Origin of the sequence: Azospirillum cavernae (assembly GCF_003590795.1) — a bacterium.
Taxonomy (GTDB): Bacteria; Pseudomonadota; Alphaproteobacteria; order Azospirillales; family Azospirillaceae; genus Azospirillum; species Azospirillum cavernae.
In genome coordinates this window covers 89,764-107,891 of record NZ_QYUL01000004.1, presented here as the reverse complement: position 1 = coordinate 107,891, position 18,128 = coordinate 89,764, and the positions used below count along the sequence as shown (strand labels likewise).

Annotated in this window: 16 protein-coding genes and 1 tRNA gene; 5 read left to right on the top strand and 12 right to left on the bottom strand. The window is 66.3% G+C overall.

The annotated features are described in order from the left end of the window. Positions 1–13: 13 nt before the first annotated feature. Positions 14–1,528 (bottom strand): sigma 54-interacting transcriptional regulator, encoded by a 1,515-nt coding sequence (locus D3877_RS23740; RefSeq protein ID WP_119833288.1) that lies wholly within the window; start codon positions 1,526–1,528, stop codon positions 14–16. A 210-nt stretch (positions 1,529–1,738) separates the two neighbouring features. Between D3877_RS23740 and D3877_RS23735 the strand changes: the two genes are divergently transcribed. Continuing rightward, the gene (locus D3877_RS23735) at positions 1,739–2,971 is read left to right on the top strand and encodes a methionine gamma-lyase (RefSeq protein ID WP_119833287.1); all 1,233 of its coding nucleotides are present in this window, start codon (positions 1,739–1,741) and stop codon (positions 2,969–2,971) included. Positions 2,972–3,038: 67 nt separating this feature from the next. Here the strand turns inward: D3877_RS23735 and D3877_RS23730 are convergent, their stop codons facing one another. Further along, a complete protein-coding gene (locus D3877_RS23730; RefSeq protein ID WP_119833598.1) occupies positions 3,039–5,087 on the bottom strand; it encodes a methyl-accepting chemotaxis protein in 2,049 nt (682 codons plus the stop codon). 251 nt (positions 5,088–5,338) lie between these two features. Next, positions 5,339–6,118 (bottom strand): SDR family NAD(P)-dependent oxidoreductase, encoded by a 780-nt coding sequence (locus D3877_RS23725; protein ID WP_119833286.1) that lies wholly within the window; start codon positions 6,116–6,118, stop codon positions 5,339–5,341. Positions 6,119–6,424: 306 nt separating this feature from the next. On the opposite strand from D3877_RS23725, the gene D3877_RS23720 reads away from it, so the two are divergent. Together D3877_RS23720 and D3877_RS23715 are read left to right on the top strand one after the other, a co-directional pair. Continuing rightward, on the top strand, positions 6,425–6,712 hold the full coding sequence (locus D3877_RS23720) for a hypothetical protein (RefSeq protein ID WP_119833285.1): 288 nt from the start codon (positions 6,425–6,427) through the stop codon (positions 6,710–6,712). Between the two features lie 47 nt (positions 6,713–6,759). Then, a complete protein-coding gene (locus tag D3877_RS23715) occupies positions 6,760–7,092 on the top strand; it encodes a hypothetical protein (protein WP_119833284.1) in 333 nt (110 codons plus the stop codon). A gap of 164 nt (positions 7,093–7,256) precedes the next feature. On the opposite strand, the gene D3877_RS23710 is transcribed toward D3877_RS23715, so the two are convergent. The 8 genes from D3877_RS23710 to dctP form a co-directional block, all read right to left on the bottom strand. Further along, positions 7,257–7,973 carry a DUF3102 domain-containing protein gene (locus tag D3877_RS23710; RefSeq protein ID WP_119833283.1) on the bottom strand — a complete coding sequence of 239 codons (717 nt, stop codon included), beginning with the start codon at positions 7,971–7,973 and terminating at the stop codon, positions 7,257–7,259. Positions 7,974–7,975: 2 nt separating this feature from the next. Continuing rightward, complete coding sequence (locus tag D3877_RS23705; RefSeq protein ID WP_238475047.1) at positions 7,976–8,692, bottom strand: ParA family protein; 717 nt, start codon at positions 8,690–8,692, stop codon at positions 7,976–7,978. A gap of 168 nt (positions 8,693–8,860) precedes the next feature. Next, positions 8,861–10,219, bottom strand: a complete 1,359-nt coding sequence (locus tag D3877_RS23700; RefSeq protein ID WP_119833282.1) for a malonyl-CoA decarboxylase — start codon at positions 10,217–10,219, stop codon at positions 8,861–8,863. Between the two features lie 28 nt (positions 10,220–10,247). Beyond that, entirely contained in the window at positions 10,248–11,783 is a 1,536-nt protein-coding gene (locus D3877_RS23695) for a malonate--CoA ligase (RefSeq protein ID WP_119833281.1), read from the bottom strand. Between the two features lie 51 nt (positions 11,784–11,834). Continuing rightward, a complete protein-coding gene (locus D3877_RS23690; RefSeq protein ID WP_119833280.1) occupies positions 11,835–12,839 on the bottom strand; it encodes a dienelactone hydrolase family protein in 1,005 nt (334 codons plus the stop codon). Positions 12,840–12,913: 74 nt separating this feature from the next. Further along, entirely contained in the window at positions 12,914–14,251 is a 1,338-nt protein-coding gene (locus tag D3877_RS23685; RefSeq protein WP_119833279.1) for a TRAP transporter large permease, read from the bottom strand. Next, positions 14,251–14,811 carry a TRAP transporter small permease gene (locus D3877_RS23680; RefSeq protein WP_119833278.1) on the bottom strand — a complete coding sequence of 187 codons (561 nt, stop codon included), beginning with the start codon at positions 14,809–14,811 and terminating at the stop codon, positions 14,251–14,253. Before D3877_RS23680 ends, D3877_RS23685 begins: the two co-directional genes overlap by 1 nt. Continuing rightward, the gene (gene dctP, locus D3877_RS23675; RefSeq protein ID WP_199720926.1) at positions 14,811–15,833 is read right to left on the bottom strand and encodes a TRAP transporter substrate-binding protein DctP; all 1,023 of its coding nucleotides are present in this window, start codon (positions 15,831–15,833) and stop codon (positions 14,811–14,813) included. The genes D3877_RS23680 and dctP overlap by 1 nt, the downstream gene beginning before the upstream one ends. A 315-nt stretch (positions 15,834–16,148) precedes the next feature. Between dctP and D3877_RS23670 the strand changes: the two genes are divergently transcribed. Next, positions 16,149–16,850 (top strand): GntR family transcriptional regulator, encoded by a 702-nt coding sequence (locus D3877_RS23670; RefSeq protein WP_119833276.1) that lies wholly within the window; start codon positions 16,149–16,151, stop codon positions 16,848–16,850. Positions 16,851–16,940: 90 nt separating this feature from the next. Further along, a tRNA-Arg gene (locus tag D3877_RS23665) sits at positions 16,941–17,017 on the top strand. 61 nt (positions 17,018–17,078) lie between these two features. Here the strand turns inward: D3877_RS23665 and D3877_RS23660 are convergent. Further along, positions 17,079–18,113: a tyrosine-type recombinase/integrase gene (locus D3877_RS23660; RefSeq protein ID WP_238475046.1), complete on the bottom strand. Its 1,035-nt coding sequence runs from the start codon at positions 18,111–18,113 to the stop codon at positions 17,079–17,081. Positions 18,114–18,128: the final 15 nt, after the last annotated feature.

Genomic DNA, 18,128 nt, shown 5'->3' with positions numbered 1-18,128 from the left:
CGCCTCCACCCCCTCAGGGCGTGATCCCCGCCGCCTTCAGCTTTTGCGCGATGGTGGTGTGCGACACGCCCAGCCGGGCGGCCAGCTTGCGGCTCGACGGGTAGAGCGGCCACAGTCGGCGCAGCAAATCGGCCTCGAACCGGCGTTGCGCGGTCTGCCAATCGGGGGGGAGGTCGCCTTCACCCGTCCCCTCGTCGCCGCCGCTCCGCCCGTCGCGGCTGAGGTCGAGATGCTCCAGCCCGATGACCGGCCCGTCGGCCAGGGTCAGGGTGCGGAACACCACATTCTGCAATTGGCGCACGTTGCCGGGCCAGCCATGGTTGGTCAGCCGCTCCAGCGCTTGCGCGGTGAGGCGCGGCTTGGGGCGGCCGATCTGCGCCGCCGCGCCGCCGAGAAAGCGATCAACCAAGCCCGGAATGTCCTCCCGCCGTTCGCGCAGCGCCGGAACATCGACCCGCAGCACCGACAGGCGGTACAGAAGATCCTCGCGAAACCGGCCATCGCCGCACAGGCGGGCGAGGTCGCGGTGGGTCGCCGACAGGATGCGCACCGACACCCGCCGCTCCTGCTTGCCGCCCACCCGGCGAAAGGTGCCATCCTCCAGAAAGCGCAGCAGCTTGGATTGCACATAGGGCGACATCTCGCCGATTTCATCCAGGAACAGCACGCCGCCGTCGGCCAGCTCCAACAGCCCCAGCTTGCCGTCGCGCGTCGCGCCGCTGAAGGCGCCGGGGGCGTAGCCGAACAGCTCGCTTTCCACCAGATTTTCCGGCAGGGCGGCGCAGTTCAGCGCCAGAAAGGGCGCGGCGCGGCGCGATCCGGCCCCGTGGATGGCGCGGGCCACCAGCTCTTTGCCGACGCCGGTTTCGCCGCCGATCAGGACCGGGGCCTCGACGTCGGCGAAGCGGCGGATGCGGTCCTTGACCTGGGCGATCAACGGCGATTCCCCGACGATGCGGTCGAGCGTGCCGCTTTCCCCCGGCCCGACCAAGGCCAACTCCCGCCCGATCCGTTGCGAGGCGCGGAAGATGACCAGCCAGCCGCCGCCCGTCTTCCCGGCGCCCGTTTCCGCTTTCGTCGCCACCAGCTCGGCCAGATAGGCCCGGCCATCGACGGTCAGCGCCAGCGATCCGCCGCCCGCGTCGGCGCGCAGCCGGGCGGCGATGGCGGCGGGCAGTGTGGCCGACGGGCCGATGATCGCCTGGGCCGCCGCGTTGGCCGCCGCGATCCCGCCATCGGGCGCGACCACCAGCAGCGGGTCGGGGAAGGACGCGACCAGCGTTTCCAGCGCCTCGCGCCGACGGTCGCCGGGCAACGCGTCGATCGCCGCCACGGATTGGACGCCGGGGATCCATTCCAGGGCCATGCGCAGGCGCGGCAGGTCGGCGTCGCGCAGGCCCGGCACATGGGCGTAGACATGGCCGGTCTCCACCTCCAGCCGTCGCAGGTCGAACCCGGCGCGCGCGATGACCGCCAAAATCTCGCTGGTGATGCCAAGCCGGTTTTCGCCACGGATGTCGAGCATCATCGTCAGAAATTCCTTACAGCGTCAGAAATTTCTTACACCCGCGCCAGCCCACGGGAAAGCCGGGATTTCACAAAATCCGCGTCGCGGCTGTAAGGAATTCCTGACGCTCTATTCGGTCGATCCCCCGAAAACCGCCGCTTTTCCACGCTTGGCCCGCGCCTTGCGATGATGGGGGGCATCCACGCCCCTCCCCGCATCACGAGGCTTCCCATGTCGTCGTCGCTCAAGCCGTCATCGCCCGCCGCCGGTTTCGCCACCCGCGCCATCCACCATGGCTATGACCCGATGCAGCACAACGGCGCGCTGGTGCCGCCGGTCTACATGACCTCGACCTTCGCCTTCCCCGACGCCGCCACCGGCGGCCAGCGTTTCGCCGGAGAGGGCAAGGGCTACATCTACACCCGCCTTGGCAACCCGACGCTGAATCTGCTGGAAGAGCGGTTGGCGATCCTGGAGGGCGGCGAGGCGGCCTTGGCCACGTCGTCGGGCATGGGGGCCATCACCTCGGCGCTGTGGACCATCGTCCAGCCGGGCGACGAGGTGATCGTCGACAAAACCCTGTATGGCTGCACCTTTTCCTTCCTGCGCCACGGGCTGGCGCGCTTTGGCGTCACCGTCACCCATGTGGATCTGACCGACGTCGCCAATCTGGAAGCGGCGCTGTCCGACAAGACCCGCGTGGTCTATTTCGAAACGCCCGCCAACCCCAACATGCGCGTCGTCGACATCGCCGTCGTCGCCGCCGTGGCGCATCGTCATGGCGCGCTGGTGATGGTGGACAACACCTATTGCACGCCGCTGCTGCAACGCCCGCTGGAGCTGGGGGCCGATCTGGTCGTTCATTCCGCCACCAAATATCTCGGCGGTCACGGCGATCTGACGGCGGGCGCGGTGATCGGCGGGGCCGAATTGCTGGGCCGCATCCGCATGGTCGGGCTGAAGGACATGACCGGCGCCGTGCTGTCGGCGTCCGACGCCAACCTGATTTTGCGCGGGCTGAAGACGCTGGAATTGCGGATGGAGCGTCATTGCTCCTCCGCCCGGCTGGCCGCCGATCTGATCGCCGCGCACCCGGCGGTGAAGGCCGTCCATTTCCCCGGCCTGCCCAGCCACCCTCAGCACGCGGTGGCCAAGCGGCAGATGAGCGATTTTGGCGGCATGATCGCCTTTGAGTTGATGGACGGCTACGCCGGCGGCCTGCGCTTCATGGACGCGCTGCGCCTCGTCACCCGCGCCGTCAGCCTGGGCGACGCCGAAACCCTGGTCCAGCACCCGGCCAGCATGACCCACTCCACCTACACGGCCGAAGAGCGCGCGCTGTACGGCATTTCCGACGGTCTGGTCCGCCTGTCCATCGGGCTGGAAACCCCCGCCGATCTGCTGGCCGATCTGTCGCAGGCGCTCGATCACGCGGGCGTCGCGATGAGCGTGGCGGCGGAATAAGGGGCGCGGCAAAGAAACCCCCCCGCCGACGGGAACCGTCAGCGGGGGGCTGGGTCTGTCAGGGTGGTTACGCGCTGCGCACGGTGGCGATGAAGGCGCCGACCTCGCGGCGCAGATGATCGGCTTCGAGCGCCAGAGCTTCGGATGTGGCGCGGACGTCGTGGGCGGCGGCCCCGGTCTGTTGAACCGCGTTGGACACGCCGACGATGTTGGACGACACCTCGCCGGTGCCATGGGCGGCTTGGCTCACGTTGCTGGCGATGTCGCGGGTGGCGGCCCCCTGCTCTTCGATGGCGGCGGCGATGGTCGCGGCGATTTCGCTCATCTGGCTGATGGTCTGGCCGATGCCGCCGATCACCGTGCGGGCGCCGCTTGTGGCGGTTTGGATTTCCTGAACCTTGGATTGGATCTCGTCGGTGGCGCGCGCGGTCTGGGTGGCCAGGGCCTTCACCTCGCTGGCGACGACGGCGAAGCCCTTGCCCGCTTCGCCCGCGCGCGCCGCCTCGATGGTGGCGTTCAGCGCCAACAGGTTGGTTTGGGCGGCGATGCCGCTGATGAGTTCCACCACCTGCCCGATCTGCTCGGCGGCGACGACCAGCCCCTGGATGGCGCCGTTGGCCCGTTCGGCGTCGGACACCGCCTGCTGGGCGATGCGGGTCGAATTTTCGACCTGATGGCCGATTTCGCCGATGGAGGCCGACAGCTCTTCCGTCGCCGAGGCCACCGTCTGCACGTTGACCGAGGCTTGTTCGGACGCCGCCGCGACGATGGTGGACCGTTCGCTGGCCTGGGTGGCGGTGGAGGACAAAGCGGTGGCGGCGCGCTGCATCCCTGTCGCGGCGTTGGCCACGGTCTCCACAATGCCTTGAACCGCGCCTTCAAAATTGTCGGCCAAGCGCATCATCGTCTGCTTGCGTTCGGTCGCGGCCCGCTGTTCGGCGGCGGCCTGTTCGGATTCCAGACGCTTCATCTCCTGGGCGTTGGTCTTGAAGATCTCCAGGGCGCGGGCCAGTTCGCCGATTTCATCGCGGCGTTGCGCGTCGTTGACGTCCACGGTCAGATCACCCTGGGCCAAGCGCCCCATGGCGAGGGTGATGCCACCCAAGGGGCGCGTGATGGCGCGCGAAATCAGCCAAGCCAGCAGCCCGCCGAGCAGCAGCGCGGCGACTGTCACCGCCAGCCCCAAGCTTTTGGCCGAGGACACCGCCGCGTCGGTCATCCGTTGCAATTTTTCCTGATCGGCGACGGCGTTTTGACGGATCGCGCCGATCCGCTCGTTCACGGCCTGTCCGTTTCGCTCCATCGCCTCTTCCCGAACGGTGCGAAGCTCCGCGTCCAGAAGGGCGATTCGTTCGATTCCAGCCACATAGTCTGGCAACTTCCCAACGATTTCCGTCAGTTTCGCTTTTGACGGCTCTTCAGAGAAGCCGCTCAACAAACTCTGCGTCTTTGATTGCAGGTTGGTCAGATCGGAGCGGATCCGGGTGAGATCGGCCGGCTTGTGCTCCGCGACGAAGCGGGCGACGAGGACGCGGACCAGAAGGAATTGTTCGCTGAAACCGGCGACGATGACGGTGCGGTCCAGGCTGCCGCCGCGCTTTTCAAGCTGAACCGTTTCGCTGAGGGCGGTTCGGATTTCCGCGCCCTTGGCGTTGACGATGGCGGCGATCAAGGCCTCCCGCTCGTTGCGCAGAGCGACCAGCCGGTCGAACCCCTGCGAGAACTGATGCCCCAGCCCGGCGGCCTCGGTCGCCAACCGACGATTTTCGGCCAGATCCATGCGCTCGCCGACATTTTTCAGAGTGTCTTGAAAATGGCTCAACGACTTGTGGACGCTGGCGGGCGCTTCCTGACGCCCGGTCGCCAGGAACTCTTGCGCGGCGCTGAGCGCGTCGGACACGTCGGTGTCGGCCTCGCCCAAGAGGCTGGCGATTTTGGTTTGGGTCGAGAAATGGCGCATGGCGTCTTCACTGGCCTGCAAACCCGTCCAGGACACCGCGCCCAATCCGACCAGCAGGCACAGCGTGACGCCGAAGCCGGTGTAGATCTTGGTCGCGGTCCGCAAATTGGCGAAGGCGTTGGCCTGTGACGCCGGCTGTTGGAAATTTTTTGTCATCAGAATCACTCCGCCCGCGAACCGGCGCTGGAAGGCTTCCCAATCCATCGCCCTGTATCGGTCGCCCGTTCAAGAACGGCGCCAGCGGATGCCGGGCGAAAATTGGCGGAAATGCCGATTTCGCCCGGCTGTTTGTCGCATTTTGAGAATGACTGTGGGATTGGCTTTGGCAATTTGCATGTCTTGGAACGGATCCATTAGCATTTTGCCATATGGAAATCCCACGCTTGCGAGCGAGCGCCGCCCCGCGTTCAGCCGAAGAATTGCCCGCCATTCACCTCGATCACCTGCCCGGTGATGTAACCGGCCAGCCGGTTCGAGGCGAGGAACAGATAGGCGCCGACGCAATCCTCCGCCGTTCCCAGCCGTTTCAACGGGATGCGCGCCGCCGTTTGCGCCAGCTTGTCCGGGGTGGAATAGCGGTCGTGGAAATCGGTGGCGATGGTGCCGGGGGACACGGCGTTGACCCGAATCCCGTGCGGCGCCAACTCCGTCGCCAGCGACCGGGCGAGGCTGGCCTGGAACGCCTTGGCGGCGCTGTAGAGCGAGGATCCGGGGCTGCCGCCGGTCCGACCGGAGATCGAGCCGGTGTTGACGATGGCCCCGCGCGACGCGATCAAGGCGGGCAGCGCGGCGCGGCTGGCGATCAGGGCGGAGGCGGCGTTCAGGTCGAACTGCTGTTGCAGGAAATCATCGTCGATGTCGGCCAACGCCACCCGGCCCAACATGGTTCCGGCGTTGTTGATGAGGATGTCCAACCCGCCGAGCGTTTGCACCGCCCGCTCCACCACGCCGCGCGTCTGCGCCCGGTCGGCGAAATCGCCGGTCAGCGGGACCACGCCGCGACCGATGCGGCTGGCCAACGCGGCCACCGCCGTTTCATCGCGACCGTGGATCGCCACCCGCGCGCCCAGTTCGGCGAAGGCGCCCGCCACCGCCGCGCCGATGCCCCGGCTGCTGCCCGTCACCAGCACGCGTTTGCCGGTGAAATCCTGGCCCAGAAGGTCGGTCGGCCAGCGTTGTTCGGTCATGGTGGAGGCTCCCTGTCGGATGGTTCACGGTCTGATGTTGCAGGTGCGTGCGCGCGAATTGGAACAAACATCGGCGCGTTTGTGTTCCTAAAGGATCATAGGGGCGTGCGGCGCGGCGCGTCAACGCGGGGGATGGATGGGTTTATTCCCTCGGGATTGTTGTGCGAACGCGAATAGAGTTGTCGCAACAGTCAGATTTATCCCCGCCCCATGAACGACTAACTATGTCTTCACCGCCAAGGCACAGCCGACGGCGCACAGAACTCCGCCCCACCATCGGGGCGCCGCGTTAAAAAGGAAAACATCATGTTCGTTCGCACGCTCACAGCGGCCACCCTGTCGCTTGCCGTTTTCGCTTCGGGCGCCGCTTTCGCCAGCAGCAACTTCGACAGCCTGTTGGCCAACACCAAGGCCGCCGCCCTCACCGTCACCGCCGTTCAGGCCGAACGGAGCGACCGCGATCTCGCCAACTCTTACATCGTCATGGCGGAATCATTGGCCAAGCAGGGCGACGAGGCCAAGGCCCTCAATTTTCTGACCTTCGCGCGCGGCAAGCTCGGCCTGCTCCGTCAAGAGCGGCTGGCTGCCCAGTAACCCCACCCTTCTCCATCGAATTTTGTTTTTCTGAAAGGACCATCACCATGTTCGCTCGCACCATCGCCGCCGCCGCCCTGTCGCTCGCCGTTCTGACGTCGGGATCGGCCTTCGCCGCCAGCTTCGACAGCCTGCTGGCCGACACCAAGGCCGCCACCGTGTCGGCCCAGGTCGAACGCAGCGACCGCGACCTCGCCAACAATTACATCGTCATGGCGCAGTCCATCGCCGGTCAGGGCGACGAGGCCAAGGCCTTGGGTTTCCTGAACTTCGCCCGTGGCAAGCTGGGTCTGGTCCCGTCCGACAGCGCCGTGGCGCAGGCGCAGGCCGGGGCCTCCTTCCAGAGCAGCGATCTGGCCGGAACGGGTTCCCTGCACTGAGCCTTGCGGCTGACCATCCGTTGAAAAACCGCGTGGCGGGCGCGTTGAGCGTTCCGTTCCGGCTGTGATGACCGCCCGATCAATTCCTTGCCGTGACTGCGTGCCCTTTGATCCGGGACGTCGCGGCGAGGATGATCGGACAGCGGTCTTTTGGCATGTCCGCTTTACGCGACGTCCTCGGCCTCAAGGTCGATGGTGACGCCGCTGTCCCGTTCGGGATCGACGCCGTGATCGCGCAGCAGCTCCGCGCGGATCTCGGCCAGCTTGGCCTTGCAGCGGGCGTAATCCGCCAGCAGAGCCTTGCGCCGATCTGGGACTGCGCCGGTTTTGGCCGGGCGCAGCGATTGTTTGAAGTCGATCAGTTGCCGACGGGTGACGTCCGGGCGGATCAACCCGACCGCCTTGGCCCGTTCCAACTCGTCGGGCTTCATGGTGACGATCTGATAGGCGACGCTTTCCGCCCCCGGCAGCATGTCCAACGCCAAGCGCCCGCTGTCGATGGCCTCGGCCACCGCGCGGAAACGGTAGGCGGTTTCCACCGAAAACGGCATGTCGCTGACGATCATCGCCTCGAACTCGCCATGGGCCAAGGTGTCTTTGGCGCGGTTCAGATAGCGGCCAATCGATAGGAATTCCTTGCGGCTGCGGTTCCAGTGATAGCGGATCTCCTGCGCGAACTCCTCGCGGGTCCGGCAGGGAACAATCGCGTCGCTGATGTCCGTCGCCCGCCGGTCGCCCTTGGACGGCGGAATGGTTGACGGCGGCAGGGGTGAGCGTTGCGGAACGACGGCGGGCGCCGGGCGCGGCGGCGTTTCGGTGCTGGACGCCGGCGCCTTTGGCGCGGCGGCGGCTTTCTTGATGAAGGATTTGACGTTCGCCATGCTCACAGCCCCAACTCATGCCGCACGAAATACCAGGCCCCCAGACATTCGTCGGCCCCGTTGACCGTGCCGACGTCAACGATGGAACAGCCGATGTCGTCGACCCGGTGCATGTCCTCGATGTCCGGCACCTCGTGCGGCACCAGACGCCCGACCCGGCCCAACTCCAGCTTGGCTTCGCGCAGGCTGACCGAGCGCCGTTTCACCCGGTTCAGCAGAAAGGCCGCCGGGCGGCCATACTCGCGCAGGAAACCCATCCAGGGAATGACGCTCATCTTGTCGAACCGCCCGACGCCGGTCGGCACCAGCACCAGATCGGCCCGGCGCAGCAGAATCTTGACGCTTTCGGGAAACAGCTCGACCGAGGGCGGCGTGTCGATGAACACCACGTCATAGACGCTGGCGTCGATGCGGGCCAAGGCGGCCTCCACATCGTCCAACGAGCCTTCGTAATGATCGACGCGGGCGACGTCGTGCGGGCGGCGCAAATCATGCCATTGGCTGAGCGTGCGCTGCGGATCGAAATCCAGCGTCGCCACCCGCATGCCGTCGCGCGCCGCCGCCACGGCGGTGTTCTTGCAGCTTGTCGTTTTGCCGACCCCGCCCTTCGGCGCGCTGTACACCACCCAGCGGGCGCCGGTCGAGGCTGGTTTCTGTACCGGCTTTTCGGCGCGCGGCTTTTGGCGCTTGGTCGCGGCCACGGCGGTCGGGTTGGCCATCGAATCCCCCTAAAACGGCGTTGCACCGTTCTTTTAGCCGATTGCCGGGGGGGCCGGAAGACCAAAAGGACGCCCGCCGCACGAAGTTTTTCTCCGCGCGCCGGGCATTTCTGTACCAATGGCGTTACCAGTAACGCTTTTTTCTGTACCGCGCTGGGTCCGCCCGGCTCAGGCGACGGCCACCGCCGTTCCGGTTTCGCTCTTCACCAGCTTGTGCAGGGCGGTGGAGGCTGAGACCTTGCCGCCTTCGGCGTAGGATTCGTGATTCCGTTCGATGTGGCGCAGGTCATAGAGATAATTGACCATCACGCCGTGGGACTGCTTCAGCCCCTTGGCCGACAGGTCGGCCATCGGGTTGATCCGCTCCAACCGGGCGCCGTTGCCCAGATGGAAGCGCGCCACCGGATCGACGGGCCGCCGGTTGGCCCCCTGCGCCTTCAGGAAATAACGGGCGGCGACGCTTTGCAGCAGCGGGGACATCGCATCCACCACCGCCGGGTCGCGATGCCACCCGTCGCTGTCCAGCGCCGTCAGCCGGGTCTTTTCCTCCGCGCTCAGCATGCCAGCCTCTTTGGCGCGTTCCTTGGCCAGCCACCCGGCGAAGCCCGGCACCGGCGACAGGGTGACGAAGTTGGTCAGGCCGGGCAACTCCCGGCTCAACTCCTGCACCACCTGTTTCAGCAGGAAATTGCCGAAGGAAATGCCCCGCAAGCCGTCCTGGCAGTTGGAAATGGAATAGAAGATCGCCGTCGTCGCCTTCGCTGTCGGCATCGGCTTGCGGTCTTCCGACAACAATTCCGCGATGGACGAGGCGATGCCGTCGGTCAGCGCGATTTCCACGAAAATCAGCGGCTCATCGACCAGTTGCGGGTGAAAAAAGGCGAAGCATCGGCGGTCCGGCGGCTCCAGGCGACGGCGCAGATCCTCCCAATCATGGATGGCGTGGACCGCTTCGTACCGGATGATCTTGTGCAGAATGTTGGCCGGGGTGGACCAGTCGATCCGCCGCAGAACCAGAAAGCCCCGGTTGAACCAACTGGAAAAGAGATGGGCGAAATCGGCGTCCATCGCGTCGAAGCCGGGAATCGACGCGGCGTGTCGCAACGCCTCCTCGCGCATCCGCACCAGACTGTGGGTGCCGCCGGGCGCCAGATTCAGGCGGCGGATCAACTCCTGCCGCCGGGGTTCGGCGGCGACGTGCAGGTCAATCGCCCGGCGGTCGTCGGGATCGGCGGTCCAGGCGGCGATGGCCTGCTCCAGCCGTTTGCGGTCAGGGCCGAACCGTTCGGCCAGGGCCGCCAGAAAGCGTTGCCGCTCCACCCCGTCCGCCGCCGCGTAGCGGGTCAGGATCTCCTGCGCCAAGGCCACGCCCGACGCCTCGCCCCGCCCCGACAGCAGGGCGTCGCACAACCCGATCAGATCCTGCGGGGGACTGTCGGCGCCGTCGCCGCGCGACAGGCCGACCAGCGCCCGCCCCCGGTCGGCGATGGTTTGCAGAAGATCGCCAAAAAAGGATCCATCCATCATGCCGCTCCCCCGTTGCGGCGGCGCCCGATCACGCCGCCCGCTTGTCGAAATGGTCCTTGTGGGCGTCGCGCAATAGGTTTTTTTGCACCTTGCCCATGGTGTTGCGCGGCAGCTCGTTGGTGAAGACGACGGCCTTCGGCACCTTGAAGTTGGCGAGCTGCTCCTTGCAGGCGCGCGCCACCGCCGCCTCGTCCAGCGCGTCGGCCCCTGGCTTGCGCAGGACGACGGCGACCACCGCCTCGCCAAAATCGGGGTGCGGCACGCCGATCACGGCGGATTCGACCACGCCCTCGATGGCGTCGATCACCGTCTCAACCTCTTTGGGATAGACGTTGAAGCCGCCGGAGATCACCAGATCCTTGGCCCGCCCGATGATGTGGACATAGCCGCGCTCGTCGATCTTGCCGACGTCGCCGGTGATGAAATAGCCGTCGGCGCGGAACTCCTGCGCCGTCTTTTCCGGCATCCGCCAATAGCCGATGAAGACGTTCGGCCCCTTCACCTCGATCACGCCGATGGCGCCGGGGGCGGTGATCGGCGCGCCGGTCTTCTCGTCGGCCACGCGGACGGACACCTCGGGCAGCGGAAAGCCGACGGTGCCGGGGATGCGCTCGCCGCTCAACGGGTTGCTGGTCAGCATGCCGGTTTCGGTCATGCCGTAGCGCTCCAGGATCGGCTTGCCCGTGCGCTCGAAAAACTCCCGGTGGGTGTCGGCCAGCAGCGGGGCGGAGCCGGAGATGAACAGCCGCATGTGCGCCGTCGCTGCGCCGGTCAGGCGGTCGTCGGCCAGCAGGCGGGTGTAGAAGGTCGGCACCCCCATCATCACGGTGGCGCGCGGCAGCAGGCGGAACACCGCGTCGGGGTCGAATTTCGATTGGAACAGCATGGAGGAGCCGTTCATCAGCACGCAGTTGATGGCGACGAACAGGCCATGCGTGTGGAAGATCGGCAGCATGTGCAGCAGCACGTCGTCGGGCTGGAAGCCCCACAAGCGGTGCAGCGTCGCCGCGTTGGACGCCAGATTGCGGTGCGTCAGCATCGCCCCCTTCGACCGCCCGGTGGTGCCCGAGGTGTAGAGGATCGCCGCCAGATCGCCCGACGCGCAAACCACGGTGTCGAAATCGGTCGGCTTCCCGGCGGCGCCGTCGGTCAGGCTGCCCTCGCCAGCGGCCCCCAGGGTCAGAACGGCGCCGACGCCCGCCTCACTCGCCGTGTCGCGCAGCCCTTCGGCGGCGGCGGGCGCGCACACGAAGACGCGCGGCGCGGCGTCGGTCAGGAAATAGGCGACTTCGGCGCGGGTGTAGGCGGTGTTCAGCGGCAGATAGGCCGCGCCGACGCGCAGGCAGGCCAGATAGAGAAAGACGGCTTCCGCCGATTTCTCCACCTGCACGGCCACCCGGTCGCCCTTGACCACGCCAAGCTCACTCAACAGATGGGCGTAGCGGGCGCTGGTCGCGGCGAGATCGGCGTAGCTGAGAACCGCGCCCGACGCCAGTTCCAGAAAGGGCGCGTCGGGGTTGGCCGGAAAGCGCGCGGCGACGATGTCGTAAAAATTCTCGCTCATAATGGGTCGTTTCCCTTCAAAGCGGGGAGATGGGCGCCTCCCCGTGCCGATTCAGCCTTTTTTGACAAGCGACAGGATCAGGTCAACCACGGTCTTTTGCGCCGCCGCGCGGGCCTCCGGGTTGCCGCCGACCTGCGGGCCTTTCTGGACGCAGGCGTCGGTGTAGGCGAAGGGGGCGTTTGTCGCGGCGTTGATCAACTGCCCCGGCGCGCGCTCTTCGATGCTGCAATCCCGCACCGTTTGCGCGGTGGCCGCCACCATTGGGCCGTCGCTCAACGGCGAGTCGAAGCCGTGATGGGCGTCGGGGTAGCTGGTCAGGGTGACGGCGGCCCCGGCCTTTTGCAAACGCTCCACCTGGGCGGCGCAGGTCCGCAGCGGGTTGTAATCGTCCGCCGCCCCATGAATGAGGTGGATCGGACGCGCCACCGGCTTGAGATCGTCGATGTAACGGGTGGCGCAATCCGGGTAGAAGGGGATGTAACCCGCGAACTCCGCCCCCGAACGGTTCCACAGGGCGTGGAAACGGGCGAGCGACGCGTAGAAGGCGGCCTGCCCGCCGCGCGAGAAGCCCATCAGCACGACGCGCTGCGGATCGACGCGCGGGTGTTTGGCCAAAATCTCCAGTGAGCGGTAGATGTCGAGGATGAGGTTGAGACGGCCAAGCTTGGCCTGATCGGCGGAGGTGGAGACCAGACCCCGCCCGGTGAAGCCATCGATCGCGAAGGTGGACACGCCCTGCGCGTTCAACAGCCGCGCCCACATTTCGATGTTCGGCCCGATGCCGCCGGAGCCGTGCATCAGCACGACGACCGGCAACCGCCCCTCCCCTTGTGCCACGCGGAACTCGCCGGTCACGGTGACGGGAACCGCGCCAGCGCTGTCCCCGGTGAGGAATTGCCCGTCGCTGAGGGTCAGCGATGGGATGGAATGCAGCTCGACGCGGTTGGCGATGGCCGCGCGCTCCTGCGCGGCGGCGGGGGCGAAGGCCGCGCCGAAAGCGGCCAGGGTGAAGACGGCGCCCGCGATGAGGCGGCGCGGGGAAAGACGGGTTGCCACGATGGCGCTCCTTGAACAAGGTCGGCTTGAACGGTGGCGGCTTTCAGCCACCTTCTTTTCGGGGAAGCGGGCGGTCAGGACCCGTACACCCAACCCGGCAACGCGGTGGCGATTCCCGGAAAGAAGCACAGCAGCAGCACGCACAGGATCATCAACCCGACGAAGGGCATGACACCCCAAATGACGTCCTTCAGCGGGATGTCGGGGGCGATGTTTTTGATGACGAAGATGTTCAGCCCGACCGGCGGGTGAATCAGCCCCATTTCCATCACCACCATCATGATGACGCCGAACCAGATCAGATCGAACCCGGCGGCGCGCAGCGGCGGCAGGATGATCGGCGCGGTCATCAGGATGATCGACACCGGCGGCAGGAAAAAGCCCAACACCACCACCATCACCAGAATGGCGGCCAGCAGCACCCAGCGCGACAGATGCAGGGCGACGATGGCCTCCGCCGCGCTCTGGCTGATGTGCAGATAGCTCATGACGTAGGAATAGAGCAGCGACATGCCGATGATCATCATCAGCATCGTCGATTCCCGCAGGGTGGAGGTCAGCATCGGCCCGAACTGGTCCAACCGATGCGCGCCATAGACCACCGCCACCAGCGCCAGGGCCAGAACCCCGCCCAGCCCCGCCGTTTCCGACGGCGTGGCGAAACCGCCATAGAGCGCCACCATCACGCCGGTCAGCAGAATGACGAAGGGCAGCACGCGCGGCAGCGACGACAGCTTTTCCCGCGTGGTGAAATTCTCTTCCTTCAGCAGCGGCGAGTCCAACCGGCCCTCGCTCAACGCCATCCGCTTTTCCTTGCGGAAGCGGGCCACGGCGTAGATGGCGAACAGCACGACCATCAGCAGGCCCGGCCCGATGCCCGCCAGGAACAGCCGCCCGAGCGATTGCTCCGCCGCCACGGCGTAGAGGATCATGGTGATCGAGGGCGGCAGCAGTATGCCCAGCGTGCCGCCCGCCGCGATGATGCCCGCCGCGAAGCCGCCGGAATAGCCGCGCCGCCGCATCTCCGGGATGCCCGCGCTGCCGATGGCCGAGCAGGTGGCCGGGCTGGATCCCGCCATGGCGGCGAACAGGCCGCAGGCGAACACGTTGGCGACGCCCAAACCGCCCGGCACCTTGTGCAGCCAGGCGTGCAAGGCCGAATAGAGATCGGCGCCCGCCCGCGATTTGCCGATGGCCGCGCCCTTCAGAATGAACAGCGGGATGGTCAGCAGGGTGATGCTGGCCATTTCCTCGTAAACATTCTGCGCCACGGTGTCGAGCGCGGCGACGGGCATGAAGATCATCATGAACAGCGTCGCCACCAGCCCCAGGGCGAAGGCGATGGGAATCCCGGAAAACAGCACGCCGAAGGTCGCGGCGCCATACATCAGACCCAGTTCCAACGCGCCCATCACCCGGCCTCCCCGTCGGACAGCAGGCTGTCCAGGATTTGCAGAAGAATTTGCAGCGCCAGCAGCGACATGCCCACCGCCATGAAGGAGTAGGGAATCCACAGCGGCGGCGCCCAAGAGGATTGCGTCACCATCCCGTCCTCCCACGCCTCGTGAAACAGGCTCCAGGATTTCCAGGCGAAGAAGGCGCAAAAGCCGAAGGACGCCACGTCGGCGGCGAAGCGGCGGACGCGGTCCACGGCGGGCGGCAGCAGATCGGCGAGCGCGTCGATGGCGACATGGCCGCGCCGCGCCTGCACCCAGGCCGCCGACATGAAGGTGGCCCCGACCAACAGGAACACCGCCATTTCATCCTGCCAATCGGCGGGATGGTGGAAGGCGTAGCGCGTCACCGCCTCGTGCGTCAGCACCACCCCGGCGGCCACCACGGCGACCGAGGCCAGCACGACCACCACGCGGTTGACGAAGGCGAGCGCGGCGCCGATCAGCCGCAGCGACGGCGCGCGGACCACCGGCCCGCTGGCCCCGCCAAAGATCAGGTTGCGTTCGGCGGCGGACATCAGACCTGCTCCGCCAGCTTGAGCAGCCGGGCGCCGTCCTTGGTCCGTTCGGCGAAATCCTTCCAGGCCGTCTCACGGGCGATGTCGGTCCAGCGCCGCACCGCGTCCGCCGTCATGTCGGCGGTGGAGACCCCGGCCTTGCCGTAAATCTGGGCGATGCGGGAATCGTCGGCCTGCGCGGCGGGATAGCCGAAATCCTCCATCTCCAACCCGACCTGCTCGACCACCTTTTGTTGGTCGGGGGTGAGGGAATCAAAGATGGTCTTCGACATCATCAACGGTTCCAGCATGAACCAATAGCTGTGCTGCTTGGGCACCGTCAGATGCTTGCTCAACTCCTCCAGCTTGAAGGAAATCAGGCTGGTGGAGGAGGTGATCGCGGCGTCCACCGCGCCGGTCTGCATGCCCGCGTACAGCTCGTTCGACGGGATGGTGCTGACCGCCGCGCCCGCCGCCTTCAGCATCATGTCCATCTCGCGGCTGCCGCCCCGGATCTTCATGCCCTTCACGTCCTCTGGGTTCATCACCGCCCCGGCGCGGGACGCCGTGCCGCCCGCCTGCCAGATCCAGGTCAGCAGCTTGACGCCCTTGGAGTCCATGATCCGGGTCAGTTCCTGGCCGATCGGCGCGGTGCGCCAGCGGCGGCCCTGCTCGTAGCTGGTGACGAGGCAGGGCATCAGGCCCAAATTCGCCTCCGGCACCTCGCCCCCGGCGTAGGGCATCGGGTAGAGCGAAAGATCAAGCGCGCCTTTGCGCAGCGCGCTGAACTGGGCCAGCGTCTTCATCAGCGAGGAGCTGGGGTAGATCTCGAACCGCAGGGTTCCGGCGGTGCGTTTTTCCACCTCGGCGGCGAAGCGGCGGGTGATGCGGTCGCGGAAATCGCCCTCCTCCAGCGTGCCGCCGGGGAATTGGTGGGAGATTTTCAGCGTGCGGGCGTCCGCCGCCCAACCCAGGCGGGACGCGGCGATGATGGCGGGGGCGGCCAGAGCGGCGCCGACCAGGGCGCGTCGCGAAACGATCATGATGCAGACCTTTCCAAGCGGCAGGGCCAGCCGGGCCGACGGCGCTGTCGCAGCGGCGGCGGGTGGACCTGCGGAAACACGAAAGCGGTGGCGGCGCGGGGGCGTCCCGCAAAACCACCCGTCAGCGGCGCGGGTCAGCGAAGGCGGCGTATGTCATGGGGCTTCCTCCTGTATCGCGTTTTTGGCTTCTTGCATGCGATATCGTGTCTTATGTATGCCAAACTTTGTTGGGCATGACAATTGTTTTTGCGTTTGTGTATTCTTGAACGGCGGGATCGGTTAAAATCCGCCGCCGCATGGGAAACAGGAGCCAGCATGTCGATGAACGAGAGCGTGAGCGAACGCGCTGAACCCCGGCAGAACCGCGCCGACCAACTGCGCGACCTGATCGAGGAGGACATCGCCTCGGGCCGTCTGCCCCCCGGCTCCCGGCTGGAGGAAAGCGCGCTGGCCGAACGCTTCAAGGTGTCCCGCACCCCGGTGCGCGAGGCGCTGGCGCAACTGGCGTCGGCGGGTCTGGTGGAGATGCGGCCCCGGCAGGGCGCGGTCGTGGCGACGCTCAGCGTGGAGAGCATTGTCGAGATGTTCGAGGTGATGGCCAATCTGGAATCGCTGTGCGCCGAGCTGTGCGCCCGCCGGATGACCGCCGCCGACCACGCCAACCTGCTGGCCCTGCACGAGCGCTGCAAGGCGGTCAGCGAGAATGGCGACGTCGAGGCCTATTATCAGGCCAACCGCGAGTTCCATGACGCCATCTATGTCGGCAGCCACAACCGCCATCTGGAAGAGATGACGCGGAGTTTGCGGAACCGGGTGTCGTCCTACCGCCGCCTGCAACTGCGCCATCCGGGCCGGATGCGGCGATCCTGGGCCGAGCATGACGCGATTGTTCAGGCCATCATTGCCGGGGATTCCGACGCCGCGCGCGACGTCACCAAACGCCACATCGCCATCCAGGGCGACACCTTCACCGATTTCCTGGCGGCGCTGCGCGTGTCGCGCCTGGACGTGGCCTGAGCGGACGCCTTGTTCGGAATGAGACTTTTCTTTGCGCGAAGTGTTTGCGTTGGCCAAAGCCTTGCGCTATGGTCCGCTTCCGCAGGCGATGGACCCGTAGCTCAGCTGGATAGAGCGCTGCCCTCCGAAGGCAGAGGCCGATGGTTCGAATCCATTCGGGTCCGCCAATCTTCTCAATAGGTTACGACGAAGCGTTCCCCAGGATGGGGCAGTATTCGGGGCAGTAACCTACCGGCGGCGATCCAAAGCCTCCCGTGCTGACGCCAGATAGTCGGGCGAATGATGGGCGTAGACGCGCTCGGTCGTCCGCGAATCGGTGTGGCCGAGGAAGCGTGAAACCACCAGCATCGGAACGCCCGCTTGGGCCATCCAGGTGGCGGCGGTGTGTCGCAACGTGTGAGGCGTCACGTCCTCCAAAGCGGCTGAGCGACAGGCAGCGGCAAACGCCCTTTTGATGTCCTGCACCGGCTTGCCATGGAACGTCACCACATGACTGATGCTGGTGTGCTTCTGCGCATGCCGCAGGAACGTGGATAGTCTTTTGGGAATGGGAATGATTGGACGCCCCTTGTCCGTGCGTCCCCGACCGGGTGGATTGAGGTCGATCAAGCCGCGCTCCAGATCAACCTGCGACCATCTGAGCGACAAGATCGCCTCTTTCCGTGCGGCTGTGTAGAGACCAAGAAGAATGAACAGTGGCAGATGACGCCGACTTCGTGGCTCTGCGCGGGCGGCCCGGATCAGAGCGGCGGCTTCTCTCCGCGTAAGCCAACGATCCTTGTGTTCACCGGGCGATGGCAGCCAAACGGGAACTGGACGTGTGAGACGGCCATGATCGAAATCGAAGTTGATCGCGGCACGCAACACCGTCAATTCCCGCCGCACCGTTTCATCCGCTTTGCCGCGCTGGTTCTTGTAAGCTTTGCAAAGAGTCTCCGTGACATCCCCGACCTGCAACTCACCCCAGAACGGCACCAGCGCCTTCAAAGCGTAGGCGAGCCGTTCGGCGTCCGCGACATCGCTTCCACGCCCTTCCGCGTAGGCGGTCAAGACCTCGGCTATAGACCTTTCACTGGGATCTCTTGGGCGTTGCGGCCCGGCGGGGAGCGCCGCAAGGTGTTCCGAGAGTCGGAGAGCAGCTTCTCGGCGGTCATCAGTGCCCGTTGACTTGCGTTTGCGTTGCCCACGTTCGTACCAGATGATTTCCCAGAGACTCCGATCCTCCCGCCATTCAAGCCGGGCGCCGGGGTTGCGCTTGGGCATGTCGCCACCTTCGAT